This is a genomic window from Mycolicibacterium brisbanense (genome assembly GCF_001570425.1).
Taxonomy (GTDB): domain Bacteria; phylum Actinomycetota; class Actinomycetes; order Mycobacteriales; family Mycobacteriaceae; genus Mycobacterium; species Mycobacterium brisbanense.
In genome coordinates this window covers 1-11,859 of the sequence record NZ_BCSX01000037.1, presented here as the reverse complement: position 1 = coordinate 11,859, position 11,859 = coordinate 1, and the positions used below count along the sequence as shown (strand labels likewise).

Genomic DNA, 11,859 nt, shown 5'->3' with positions numbered 1-11,859 from the left:
GGCGTCAGACACCAGCAGCATCGAGGGAGGCCCGCCCTTCTCGGCGGAGCCACACAGGTGGGGAATTTCGATGAGCGTCAGTGGGGAAATTCAGCGAGCGCAGTCAGGAGACGAGCGAGCTGCCGGTGACGTCGAGAAGGCGATGCTTGGAGGGCCGCCTCAGCGCGTCGGCAGATTCGAATATCGATACGACACGGAAACGTGGACGTGGTCTGACGCTGTTGCACAGATGCACGGTTATGAACCGGGAGAGGTGCAGCCGACGACGGAGCTGATGCTTCGTCACAAGCATCCCGACGACGTCGCGCACGTGAAGACACTGCTCGCTCATGCCGAAGCGCCGTTCAGCAGCCGCCACCGCATCTACACCACCACCGGGGAGATCCGAAAGGTCGTCGTGGTCGGGGAGGCTGTGAGGGACGCAAGCATGAGGATCGTCGCGACCCGGGGCCTCTATGTCGATGTCACCGATGCGGTTGAGGAGGAACTCCAACGCGAGGTCGGCGACGAGTTGCGCACGATCGTTGCCGACCGGGCAGTCATCGAACAGGCCAAGGGCATGTTGATGCTGGCCTACGACATCGATGAGCGGGCGGCTTTCAACCTGCTGCGGTGGCGGTCGCAGGAAGCAAACGTCAAGTTGCGTGACATCGCCCGCGAAGTCGTGTTGAAAGTGCCTGGGTTGCTGAATCTTCAACCGTCAGAACGCGGTCAGGTCGACCACTTCCTGATGACGCTCGCCGATGCTGCGCAGTGAAAGCCATATCAGCTCTCGTCGGCGTCCGCCTCGTTGCTCTTGTCCTCAGCCAGCCTGTGGTCGTCCTCTGCCGATTGGCGATGAAACGCCGCGGACCGGTCATGGACGTCGGTGCGACTGGCACCCTGTCGGACGGTTTGTTCGTCCGCCGCTGCGACCCCCTCGTGAAGTTGGGCTGTCTTTTCCAGGCTGCGCGCAGCTGAGCGGGCCGCACGGGCGGCGCGGATTCGCGCCATTTCCGCGCTGCGTTCGGCTTGTTTGATGTCGTCTTGAGTGTGCGACTGCTCTGCGGTGAGGCCGTCGGGTCGACGGCGCAATGCGGCGGCTCTGCGTGCCGCATCAACCGATCGGGCTCCCGGATCGTCGGCAGTGAACATCGTGGCGCCTCCTCGTTCAGCTCAGGTCTGTGTTCCCCCGTTGGCCTGAACTATTCGGCTGACCCGAAACGAACCGGAGACGTGATGTTCCGCCTACCCAGCAGGCGCGAAAAACTCCAGTGCGACGCCGTCGGGGTCGCGGAAACTCAGGCCGGAGCCATACGGTGCGTCGACGATGCCGCCGTGTTCGATACCCAAATCGTTGAGTTTGGTTTCCCAGGCCTCCAGGTCGGAGCGTGCGGCGCACCCGAAGCCGACGTGGTCGAGTCCCACCTTGAACTCGCTGAATTGCTCGTCGCTGGCCGGTTGGTCGTGTTGGTGGATGCCGAAGAGGGTGCCACCCTCGAGCAGCCACACGAGGTGGTGGAAGCCGGCGTCGGTGCGTTCATCGAGCACCGGGTCGGCTCCGATCAAGGCGCGGTACCACGGCCCGCTGACGGCGAGGTCACGCACGGTTACGGCGACGTGGTTCAGAGCAGGGAATGCCATGTCAGCGTCATACCACACGACGGCCCCGGCGGGCCCGGGAACGCATGTCCCACAGGTAGAGCCGATACCCGAAAACCCACAGATCGCGGGGGATGACCCGGTCGGCGATCCGCAGGCCGGTCAGCAGCAGGTCGAACCGGCGCTGCTGTTCGGCCGTCCAGGTCATCTGCATGTGGTCGCGGAATGCCTGCGGCAGAAACCCGGTGGTGGCGAACAGGTTGAACCGACCGGCCAGCAGCCGCAGCGGCGCGGGCAGGAATGCCATCGCGGCCACCCCGTGGAGATGCTCGCGTACCGGCGGGTCGATGTGCAGATCGTCGAGCGAGCGTTTCCAGTACTCGTCGAAGGCTTCCCGATCCACGGGCCACATGCCGGCGCGGACCTGCAGGGTGGTGCCGAGCGTGCGGGCGTCGGCGTAGATCGCGTCGGCCGACGCATCGTCGAGCGGCCCGTAGAGGAACTCGTGCATGTCGACGTAGTACCGGTACAGGCAGGCGGCCACCCACAATTGCAGGTGGGGGTCGAAAGCGTTGTAGGACACCGGACTTGACGCTTTCGAACGCACCAGCGCATGCACCCTGTCGACCTCGGCGCGGATCAGCGCACGGTCGGAGTCGGTGCCGAGGGTGGCTGCGGCCAGGTACGTGCCCGTGGTGCGCGCCCGCTTGAACGGATGCTTGTATACATTGCCGCTGTCCACGGGGCTCTCCAGCACGCCGTACCCGACTCCCGGCGCGGACAGTTGCATGATCACATTGGCCGCGGGCAGCAGCACCGCGGCGGGGTTGAGCAGATCGACCACCCTGCGCGGCCGACGCGGCGGACCCAGCCTCATGAAACCGAGTAGACCACTTATGAGACGCTGCCGACGTGTTTGTTCCGAGGTGTCACGACCGGGCCGCCGGTATCGCCGCCGGGTACCTCGCCGACCTGCTGCTGGGTGACCCGCGGCGCGGGCATCCCGTTGCCGGTTTCGGCACCGTCGCGGCGCGGTTGGAAAGACTGACCTACGCGGACAGTCGCTGGGCCGGGCTGCGGCACACCGCGCTGCTGCTGAGCGGCCTGTGGCTGCTGGGCCAGCTGGCAGGGCGGCGGGGCCAGATGTGGGTGACGGCGGCCGCGACGTTCATCGCGCTGGGCGGCACGTCGCTGAACCGCGTGGGCGGGCAGATGTCGGATCTGCTCACCGCCGGCGACGTCGACGGGGCGCGCCGGCTGCTGCCGTCGCTGTGCGGGCGCGACCCGGCGGCCCTGGACGCGACGGGTATAGCCCGTGCGACGGTGGAATCGTTGGCGGAGAACACCTCCGACGCACAGGTGGCGCCGATGTTCTGGGCTGCCGTCGGCGGAGTGCCCGGTGTGCTCGTGTACCGCGGCGCCAACACGCTCGACGCGATGATCGGGCACCGGTCGCCGCGCTATGAACGATTCGGTTGGGCTGCAGCGCGATTCGACGATCTGCTCAATTACGTGCCGGCCCGGTTGACGGGAATCTTGGTGGCGGCGTGCGCACCCGTGGTGGGTGGCTCAGCGTCCGCGGCGCTCAGGGCGTGGCGTAACGACGCCGCGCGTCATCCCAGCCCGAACGCCGGAGTCGCGGAGGCCTCGTTCGCCGGGGCGCTGGGGGTGCGCCTCGGTGGACCGACGCAGTACACCCATCGCTTGGAGATCCGGCCGACGCTGGGCGACGGGCGGATTCCCGAAATCGCCGATCTGGACCGGGCGGTGCGGCTCTCGCGGGCTGTGCAGGCCGGTTCCGCGGTGGTGGCAGTGGCGTTGGCTGTGGCGCTCAGCGCCGCTTGCCGTACCGGTCGGCGAGTTTCTCCTCGGTGGTGAGCGGAGCGGCCGGGGCCGCCGGGCGGGACGCGCGTTCGGCCCGCCGCTGCTTGATCTCGGCAAAGACGAAGTAGCCCAACCCGATCGGGGCGATGATGCCGAATGCGATCCACTGGATGCCGTACGACAGGAACGGTCCGGCGTCGAGGTGGGGGAGCGGGATCACGCCGAGGCCACCGGGCTGGTTCTCCACCAGCTGCAGATACGAACCGGCCAGCGGTACACCGGTCACGGTGGCGACCTGACTGGTGCTGATCGAGTACACCTGCTCGGCGCCGTCGGCACGGAAGGGCTCCTTGCCGCTGACCACGGGTTCGGAATCGCGCAGCCGTGCGGTGATGGTCACCTGGTTGCGGGGTGCGTCGGGGACCGGCGGTACCGAGGTGCCCTGCTGAGGCCGGACATAGCCACGGTTGACGAGCACGGTGGGTCCGCCGTCGACGGCGAACGGCGTCAGCACCTCATATGCCGGCTCCCCGTCGACGACCCGCAGCCGGGCCAGGACCTGCGCCTCGGGCCGGTAGTGCCCGGTGGCGGTCACCCGCTGCCACTGTTGGTCGGGAGCGCTCGAATCCTGGTGCGGCAGAACGCCTGTCACGGGCACCGGATCTGCTTTCAGAGAGGACGCGATCTGGTTGTTCTCGCGCGACGTCCTGGTGTTCTTGCCCAACTGCCACGGCGCGAGCACGGTGAAACACAGATAGGCGAACGCCATCACCACGACGAACAGTGCCAGCCACTGTGGCTTGAGCAGGAACCCCAGTCTGCGCATCAGCGCGGGCTTTCCCGCTCGACCAGGGTGGCGTCGACCCAGTCGTGCAGTCCGGGTAGCGATGCCTCGATGACGGCCAACACGTCTTCGAAGTCGGCCTGGGTCCCGTAGTAGGGATCCTCGACATCGGGTGTGTGGGCCGCCGAGCGCGGGTCGAACGACCGCAGCATCCGCAGCCGGTGGGCGTCGACGCCGTGCTCGGTGAGGATCCGGGCATGGTTGCGGCCCAGCGCGACGACCAGGTCGGCACCCAGGTGATCGGCGTTCATCTGCGCGGCGCGGTGGTCGGTCGGATATCCGTGGGCACGCAGCACCTTGCAGGCGCGGTGGTCTGCTCCGTCCCCGGCATGCCAGTTGCCGGTGCCTGCGCTGCTCACCCGTACTCGGTCGGCCAGGCCACGTTCGCTGATCTGGTGGGCGAACATCTTTTCGGCCATCGGTGACCGGCATATGTTGCCCGAGCACACGAACGTGACATGCAGGCTGTGCCGATTCCCCGGTCGCTGCGCTCCTGCCCGCCGCTCAGACACCGAGCACCTCACGCAGCGACTCGACAGTCTCGACATGGGCGTGTGCGGTCAGCGCAGCGGGGCCGGTGAAGTCGTCGCGCCCGTAGCCCCAGGCGACCACCACGGTGTCGATCCCGTGTTCGGCGGCGCCCTCGACATCGTGGGCACGGTCACCGACCATGAGCACGCGTTGCGGCAGCGGCTGCAGTTGCGCCAGTGCATGGGCCACCACGTCGGCCTTGGCGGCGCGGGTGCCGTCCGGGCTGGCCCCGGCGATCACCTCGAAGTACCCGTCGAGGCCGAAGTGCTCGAGAATGTGCCGCGCGGTCGGTTCGGCCTTCGAGGTGGCCACAGCCAGCCGGATCCCGGCCTTCCGCAGATCGGCGAGCAGCGCCTCGATGCCGTCGAACAGCCGGTTCATGGCCCAGCCGCGGCTGGTGTAATCGGCGCGGTAGGCGGCGATCGCGGCATCGGCGTCGGCGCCCAGGCCCATACCGCCCAGCGTGTAGTGCATGGGCGCCCCGACCACGAGGCTGGCGAGGTCACCTTCGGGGACGGGGGCCCCGATGTGGGCCAGCGCATGGCGGAAGCTGGACACGACTCCGTCGGCAGAATCGGTCAGGGTGCCGTCGAGGTCGAAGAGCACCAGCTCTGGCCGCACAGCGGCCGACGTGTCAGTTACGGGACCAGTCACAAACCCATTCTCCCCGATGTCCGAGACAGGTCCCCGCCCACTACTGTCGTGCTGTGGCAAGTCCAACCCGCGCGGCCGCCCGCTACCACGGTGACCAGGCCGCTTTGCCGGGGCAGCTGGACTTCGCGGTCAACGTGCGCGCCGGGGCGCCGCCGGGCTGGCTGACCGAACGCCTGGCTGCCCGGCTGGTCGATCTGGGCCGCTATCCCAGCGTGGCGGACGAGCGGCGCGCGGTCTCGGCGGTCGCAGCACGGCACGGTCGTCATGACTCTGACGTTGCCCTGCTCGCGGGCGGTGCCGATGGTTTCGCGCTGCTGGCTCAGCTGCGGCCCCGACTGGCGGCTCTGATCGCGCCGTCGTTCACCGAACCGGAGGCGGTCCTGACCGCTGCCGGGGTGCCTGTTCACCACGTGGTGCTGGAACCGCCGTTCGGGCTCTCCGGCGCGGTGCGCACGCGAGGAGCAGATCGATCCGCCGTTCCGGACGACGCCGACCTCGTGGTGATCGGCAACCCCACCAATCCGACCGGGGTGCTGCACTCCCGCGAGGACATCCTCGCGCTGCGCCGGCCCGGGCGCTTGGTGGTGGTCGATGAGGCATTCGCCGACGCAGTCCCCGGCGAGCCAGAGTCGCTGGCAGGTGCCGTGCTGCCCGATGTGCTGGTGCTGCGGAGCTTGACCAAGACGTGGGCGCTGGCCGGCTTGCGCGTCGGATACGCACTCGGCGCGCCCGCGGTGCTCACCCGCCTCACCGCCCAGCGGCCTCACTGGCCGCTGGGCACGCTGCAACTGGAGGCGATCGCCGCCACCAGCACCCCGGCTGCGGTCGCCGAGGCCGAGGCGGGAGCCCGTAGGCTGGCGGCGCTGCGCACGGCGATGGTCGCCGCGCTGCGTGGTCTCGGCCTCGACGTGGTGGCCGGGACGGCACCGTTTGTCCTGTTCGGTGTGCCGGATGCGGAGCTGATGCGAAAACATCTGGAAAGCAAGGGTATTGCGGTGCGACGCTGCGATACGTTCGTGGGTCTGCCGGGGAATTATCTGCGGGCCGCGGTGCGGGCGGAGTGGCCGGTGTTGGTGGACGCGGTGACGGAGGTGTTGAGGTGAGCGCGCGGGTGGCCGGCGTCAGACTGGCTGACGTCATCGCGGTGCTGGATGCCGCATACCCGCCGGGGCTCGCGCAGGACTGGGATTCTGTCGGTCTGGTGTGCGGGGACCCCGACGAGGTAGTCGAATCGGTGACTGTCGCGGTCGACGCCACGGCCGCCGTCGTGTCCGAGGTGCCTGAGCGCGGGCTTCTGCTGGCTCACCATCCACTGCTGCTGCGCGGAGTGGACACCGTCGCCGCCAGTACCGCCAAAGGCGCCTTGCTGCACCAGATGATCCGCACCGGACGGTCCTTGTTCACCGCGCACACCAATGCCGATTCGGCATCACCGGGCGTGTCCGACGCGCTGGCCGAGGCGCTCGGGCTGCAGGTGCAGAGTGTGTTGGAACCCGTGGCGGCCGGCCCGAACCTGGACAAATGGGTGGTGTTCGTCCCGGCGGCCGATGCCGCCGCGGTGCGCGACGCGCTGTTCGCGGCAGGCGCCGGACGCATCGGTGACTATTCGCACTGCAGTTGGAGCGTGGCCGGCACCGGACAGTTCTTGCCGCACGACGGCGCCACCCCGGCGATCGGTGAGGTCGGCACCGTCGAGCAGGTGGCCGAGGATCGGGTCGAGGTGATCGCGCCGTCGCGGTTGCGGGCCGCCGTCCTGGCCGCGATGCGTGCGGCGCACCCGTATGAGGAGCCGGCGTTCGACATCATCGCGCTGGCACCGATCCCCGGGGATCTGGGCCTTGGCCGGGTCGGTGCCCTGGCGAGCCCGGAACCGTTGTCGGCGTTCGTATCCCGAGTGTGCGCGGCCTTGCCCGCCACGTCGTGGGGCGTGCGGGCGTCGGGCGATTCCGAAGCCATGGTGTCGCGGGTGGCGGTATGTGGGGGAGCGGGGGATTCCCTGCTCCGCGCGGTCGACGCCGCAGGTGTCGACGCGTATGTCACGGCAGATCTGCGTCATCACCCCGCCGACGAGCATCGCCGAGCTTCGCAGGTGGCACTGGTGGATGTGGCGCACTGGGCCAGCGAGTTCCCGTGGTGTGCGCAGGCCGCCGGGGTGCTGCGTGAGCATTTCGGTGACACGTTGCCGGTGCGGGTCAGTGCGGTGCGCACCGACCCGTGGAATGTCGAGAGTCGAGCGTAGGGAGTCGAGAATATGAAAGCTGCAGTGTCCCAGCAACGTTCGCTTCTGGAACTGACCGAGGTGGATGCCGAACTCGGGCGGCTGGCCCATCGCGCCAAGAATCTGGCCGAGCAGACCCGGCTCGCGGAAGTGCAGGCAGAGCACGGTGCCGCCAACGACCGGCTGGCCGCACTCGGTATCGCACTGGAAGACCTGGGCACCCAGGTGGCCAAGTTCGAGACCGAGATCGACTCGGTCCGTCAGCGCGAAGACCGCGACCGTGCGCTGCTCGACGGCGGAACGATTGCCGCCAAGCAGGTCAGCGAGATTCAGCACGAACTGGAGACCTTGCAGCGCCGCCAGGCCAGCCTGGAGGAATCCCTGCTCGAGGTCATGGAGCGCCGAGAGGAGCTGGAGTCGCAACAATCCGACGCGTTGGCCCGCATCGATGAACTGCAGATCAGGGTCGCCGAGGCACAGCGGGAACGCGACGGTGCCCTGGTGGAGCTCGACCAGACGCGGGAGGTGTGCCAGACCCGGCGCAAGGCACTGATCGAGGTGATCGACGACGAGCTCGTCGAACTCTACGAGAAGCAGCGGGCCCGCGGCGGGGCCGGGGCCGGGTTGCTGCAGGGCAGGCGTTGCGGCGCCTGCCGAATCGAGATCGACCGGGGCGAGATCGCCCGTATCACCGCGGCTGCCGACGACGAGGTGCTGCGTTGCCCGGAGTGCGGTGCGATCCTGCTGCGGGTCAAACCGTGAAGGTGCTCATCGAGGCCGACGGTGGATCGCGGGGCAATCCCGGACCGGCAGGCTACGGCGCTGTGGTGTACACCGCCGACCATGTGTCGGTGCTCGCCGAACGCAACGAGTTCATCGGTGTCAGCACCAACAACGTCGCGGAGTACCGCGGCCTGATCGCGGGGCTGGAGGCCGCGGCGGCCACGGGCGCCGATGAAGTCGCGGTGTCGATGGACTCCAAGCTGGTGGTCGAGCAGATGTCGGGCCGGTGGCGCGTCAAGCATCCGGATCTTGTTGTGCTGCAGCAGGAAGCGGCCGCACTGGCGGCGAGGTTCGACCGGGTCACCTTCGCCTGGATCCCGCGGGCGCAGAATGCGCATGCCGACCGGCTGGCGAACGAGGCCATGGACGCTGGAACTGGGAAGCCGGTTGTCGCCGAGAAAGCCGCGGCCCCGGGCTGGACCGGCGCCACCGGAGCTCCGACGCGGATGCTGTTGCTGCGCCACGGGCAGACCGAATTGTCCGTCGAGCGCCGGTATTCTGGCCGCGGCAATCCGGCCCTGACAGAGTTCGGCCGCGGACAGGCCGACGCGGCAGCGCGTTATCTCGCTTCGATCGGCGGGATTTCGGCGGTAGTTGCTTCGCCGCTGCAGCGTGCCTATGACACTGCGGCCATCGCCGCCAAGGCGCTCGGTCTGGACGTCATCGTTGAAGATGACCTCACCGAAACGGATTTCGGTGCCTGGGAGGGACTGACATTCGCCGAAGCGGCGCAACGAGATCCGGACGTGCACCGGCGGTGGCTGCGCGACACCAGCGTCGAGCCGCCCGGCGGGGAGAGTTTCGACGCGGTCGCCCTCCGGGTGCGCCGGGCTCGCGACAAGATCATCGCCGAGCACGGCGAGACCACGGTGCTGGTGGTGTCGCACGTGACGCCGATCAAGACGTTGCTGCGTCTGGCGCTCGACGCCGGTGAAGGCATCCTCTACCGGTTGCATCTCGACCTGGCGTCGCTGTCGATCGCCGAGTTCTACGGCGACGGCGCGTCGTCGGTACGCCTGGTGAACCAGACCGCCTACCTGTAGCGCTAGGCGTGCAGGTGCAGCTGCTCGCCGTGCGGACCGAAGATGGTGATGGCCTCGACCGGGCCGTCCACCACGCCGAACCAATGGGGCGTCCAGGTGGAAAACTCCACTGCCTCACCGGGTTTGACGGTGAAATCCTGGTCTCCCAGAATTAGTCGAAGGCGCCCGGACAGCACGTACATCCAGTCGCGGCCCTCGTGCACCGGAAACTCGGTGGGTGGTTTGTTGCGCCGAGAGCTGATCCGGATCTTGAAGGCGTGTAAGCCACCCGCGGGGCCGTGCCGGGTCAGTGGCCAATAGGTGATGTCGTGGTGGGTGTGCGAGCTGCCTTTGACGCGTGGGTCTTCCGTCTCGGGGGCGCGTAGCAGCTCGTCGGTGGTGACCGACAGCGCCGTCGCCAACCTGGGCAGATGGTCCAGGGCCAACCGCCGCTTGCCCGACTCCAACCGGCTCAGTGTCGACACGTCGATCTGGGCCCGGGTGGCGACATCCTCCAGTGTCAGCCCCCGCTCACGACGCAGCTCACGCAGCCGGCGCCGCACGAGGGTGTCGACGTCATCTTCGGCAGGATTTGCCTGCATGGCAAATCAGCTTGGCAGATCTCTCGAGGTTGGGCAAGCTCTGGGTATGGCTGATTCATGGGATTGCGTCATTGTGGGCGGCGGTGCTGCGGGATTGAGTGCGGCGCTGGTGCTCGGCCGGGCCCGCAGGCGCACGTTGGTGATTGATGCTGGAGCACAAAGTAATTCGGCTGCGCACGGAATCGGGGGACTGCTCGGCCACGACGGACGACCACCCGCCGAGCTGTACGGGATGGGTCGCGACGAGCTCGCGTCCTACCCGACGGTCCGGGTGCTGGACGGCGACGTCGTCACTGTCTGCCGCACCGATGGGGTCTTCGACCTGGAGCTCAGCACGGGCCAAACCGAACAGGCGCGGCGCGTGCTGCTGGCCACCGGCATGGATTACGAGGTCCGCGAGTTGCCCGGCATGGCTGAGCTGTGGGGTGGGTCGGTGTTCCACTGCCCGTTCTGTCACGGCTGGGAGGTGGCAGACCAGCCGCTGGCGGTGCTGGCCCGCGGAGAGCGCGCGATTCATCTGGCACTGCTGTTGCGGAACTGGAGCCAGGACATCGTGGTGTTGACCGACGGCCCAGCCGAATTCGACGAGGACGAATTGCGCAGGTTCGCCGTGGCCGGGGTCCGGATCGATGAGCGGACCGTGGTCGAACTGCAAAGCAATGCCGGTGAACTCGCGGCGATCCGATTCGCCGAAGGAGACCCGCTGCCGCGCCGTGGCCTGCTGGTCGCGTCGACGCTGCGGCAACGCTCGTCGCTCGTCGCGCAACTCGGGCTCGAGACCGCGGCGAGTCAGATCGCCGTCGACACCGTCGTGGTCGACCCGATCGGGCGCACCTCGGTGCCGGGAGTGTTCGCCGCCGGTGACATCACCGGTCAGATGCCGCAGGTGGCAGCGGCAATCGCAGCCGGCTCGGCAACCGCCGCGGCCGTCGTTCAAAGTTTGTCGGCAGACGATTACGGGCTGCCGTATCCCGAATGGAGACAGCATGTCAACGCTTGAGACGCAACAGTTCTGGGAAGACCACTACGGCGCCAAAGAGCGGATCTGGAGTGGCCGCGTCAACCAGCAGATGGCTGCCATCGTCGCCGACCTGCCACCCGGGCGCGCACTGGACTTGGGTTGTGGGGAAGGGGGTGACGCGATGTGGCTGGCCGAACGGGGATGGCAGGTGGTGGCCGTCGACATATCGTCGACGGCACTGCAGCGAGCTTCGGCTGATGCCACGGAACGTGGGGTGGCAGACCGGATTTCGTTCGAGCGTCACGACTTGTCCGAAACGTTCCCGGACGGCCCGTTCGACCTCGTGTCGGCGAGCTTCCTGCAATCCCCGTTGCCGTGGGACCGCGCGCAGCTGCTGCGCCGTGCGGCCGCGGTGGTCGATGACGGGGGCCTGCTGGTCATCGTGGACCATGGTGCCGCACCGCCGTGGGCGCCGGCGCATGTGCATGAATTCCGGTTCCCCAGCGCGGCCGAGGTGGTCGATGAGTTGAATCTGCCCGCCGAGCAGTGGCAGCGGGTGCGGGTGGATGCAGTCGAACGGGAGGCCACCGGGCCCGACGGCCAGCAGGGCACGCTGATCGATAACGTGATCGTGCTGCGGCGGGTGCGCTGAGCGGGCTTGTCGGTGCGCGGGGGTAGCATCGCTCATATGTTCGATATGGCGGTGTTGGCGCAGGTCAGCGAGGACGCTGACGAGGCTGCACTGCATCGGCGGATGGAAGAACTCGAGCGGGTGAAGTCCGCGGCAGCCGCCGGGCAAGCCCGCTGCGCGGCACTGCTCGACGCCAAGCGCCGCGCCG

At 68.1% G+C, this 11,859-nt stretch carries 15 protein-coding genes and 1 pseudogene; 9 read left to right on the top strand and 7 right to left on the bottom strand.

Annotated elements, in window-relative coordinates; genetic code table 11:
* A partial coding sequence (locus tag RMCB_RS20735) for a PAS and ANTAR domain-containing protein (RefSeq protein ID WP_131805561.1) occupies positions 1-757 on the top strand: 757 nt, incomplete at its 5' end.
* Between the two features lie 8 nt (positions 758-765).
* Here RMCB_RS20735 and RMCB_RS20730 read toward each other — a convergent pair.
* From RMCB_RS20730 to RMCB_RS20720, 3 genes are all read right to left on the bottom strand, one after another.
* Positions 766-1,134: a hypothetical protein gene (locus RMCB_RS20730; RefSeq protein ID WP_234792200.1), complete on the bottom strand. Its 369-nt coding sequence runs from the start codon at positions 1,132-1,134 to the stop codon at positions 766-768.
* A 93-nt stretch (positions 1,135-1,227) separates the two neighbouring features.
* The gene (locus RMCB_RS20725; RefSeq protein ID WP_029373713.1) at positions 1,228-1,623 is read right to left on the bottom strand and encodes a VOC family protein; all 396 of its coding nucleotides are present in this window, start codon (positions 1,621-1,623) and stop codon (positions 1,228-1,230) included.
* Positions 1,624-1,630: 7 nt separating this feature from the next.
* Complete coding sequence (locus RMCB_RS20720) at positions 1,631-2,458, bottom strand: oxygenase MpaB family protein (protein WP_062830324.1); 828 nt, start codon at positions 2,456-2,458, stop codon at positions 1,631-1,633.
* 35 nt (positions 2,459-2,493) lie between these two features.
* On the opposite strand from RMCB_RS20720, the gene RMCB_RS20715 reads away from it, so the two are divergent.
* Positions 2,494-3,459: a cobalamin biosynthesis protein gene (locus RMCB_RS20715; RefSeq protein ID WP_062830323.1), complete on the top strand. Its 966-nt coding sequence runs from the start codon at positions 2,494-2,496 to the stop codon at positions 3,457-3,459.
* Here RMCB_RS20715 and RMCB_RS20710 read toward each other — a convergent pair.
* From RMCB_RS20710 to RMCB_RS20700, 3 genes are read right to left on the bottom strand one after another with little or no spacing between them, the layout of a single operon-like run.
* Positions 3,413-4,231: an SURF1 family cytochrome oxidase biogenesis protein gene (locus RMCB_RS20710; protein WP_062830322.1), complete on the bottom strand. Its 819-nt coding sequence runs from the start codon at positions 4,229-4,231 to the stop codon at positions 3,413-3,415. The two genes, RMCB_RS20715 and RMCB_RS20710, sit on opposite strands and share 47 nt — an antisense overlap.
* Positions 4,231-4,761: a low molecular weight protein-tyrosine-phosphatase gene (locus RMCB_RS20705; protein ID WP_072278517.1), complete on the bottom strand. Its 531-nt coding sequence runs from the start codon at positions 4,759-4,761 to the stop codon at positions 4,231-4,233. The genes RMCB_RS20710 and RMCB_RS20705 overlap by 1 nt, the downstream gene beginning before the upstream one ends.
* Positions 4,754-5,386: an HAD-IA family hydrolase gene (locus RMCB_RS20700; RefSeq protein WP_062830326.1), complete on the bottom strand. Its 633-nt coding sequence runs from the start codon at positions 5,384-5,386 to the stop codon at positions 4,754-4,756. Before RMCB_RS20700 ends, RMCB_RS20705 begins: the two co-directional genes overlap by 8 nt.
* Before the next feature lie 101 nt (positions 5,387-5,487).
* Here RMCB_RS20700 and cobC point away from each other — a divergent pair, with 101 nt between their 5' ends.
* From cobC to RMCB_RS20680, 4 genes are read left to right on the top strand one after another with little or no spacing between them, the layout of a single operon-like run.
* Complete coding sequence (gene cobC / locus RMCB_RS20695; RefSeq protein ID WP_062830320.1) at positions 5,488-6,537, top strand: Rv2231c family histidinol phosphate aminotransferase CobC; 1,050 nt, start codon at positions 5,488-5,490, stop codon at positions 6,535-6,537.
* The gene (locus RMCB_RS20690) at positions 6,534-7,673 is read left to right on the top strand and encodes a Nif3-like dinuclear metal center hexameric protein (protein ID WP_062830319.1); all 1,140 of its coding nucleotides are present in this window, start codon (positions 6,534-6,536) and stop codon (positions 7,671-7,673) included. Before cobC ends, RMCB_RS20690 begins: the two co-directional genes overlap by 4 nt.
* A gap of 12 nt (positions 7,674-7,685) precedes the next feature.
* A complete protein-coding gene (locus tag RMCB_RS20685) occupies positions 7,686-8,414 on the top strand; it encodes a zinc ribbon domain-containing protein (RefSeq protein ID WP_029373706.1) in 729 nt (242 codons plus the stop codon).
* The gene (locus RMCB_RS20680) at positions 8,411-9,478 is read left to right on the top strand and encodes a bifunctional RNase H/acid phosphatase (RefSeq protein WP_062830318.1); all 1,068 of its coding nucleotides are present in this window, start codon (positions 8,411-8,413) and stop codon (positions 9,476-9,478) included. Before RMCB_RS20685 ends, RMCB_RS20680 begins: the two co-directional genes overlap by 4 nt.
* 2 nt (positions 9,479-9,480) lie before the next feature.
* Here RMCB_RS20680 and RMCB_RS20675 read toward each other — a convergent pair whose 3' ends face one another.
* The gene (locus RMCB_RS20675; RefSeq protein ID WP_062830317.1) at positions 9,481-10,059 is read right to left on the bottom strand and encodes a type II toxin-antitoxin system RelB family anti-toxin; all 579 of its coding nucleotides are present in this window, start codon (positions 10,057-10,059) and stop codon (positions 9,481-9,483) included.
* A 46-nt stretch (positions 10,060-10,105) separates the two neighbouring features.
* On the opposite strand from RMCB_RS20675, the gene RMCB_RS20670 reads away from it, so the two are divergent.
* The 3 genes and pseudogenes from RMCB_RS20670 to RMCB_RS36990 form a co-directional block, all read left to right on the top strand.
* Entirely contained in the window at positions 10,106-11,059 is a 954-nt protein-coding gene (locus tag RMCB_RS20670) for an NAD(P)/FAD-dependent oxidoreductase (RefSeq protein WP_062830316.1), read from the top strand.
* The gene (locus RMCB_RS20665) at positions 11,046-11,672 is read left to right on the top strand and encodes an SAM-dependent methyltransferase (RefSeq protein WP_062830315.1); all 627 of its coding nucleotides are present in this window, start codon (positions 11,046-11,048) and stop codon (positions 11,670-11,672) included. Before RMCB_RS20670 ends, RMCB_RS20665 begins: the two co-directional genes overlap by 14 nt.
* Before the next feature lie 36 nt (positions 11,673-11,708).
* Positions 11,709-11,859, top strand: a pseudogene (locus RMCB_RS36990) (HNH endonuclease); the annotation flags it as partial.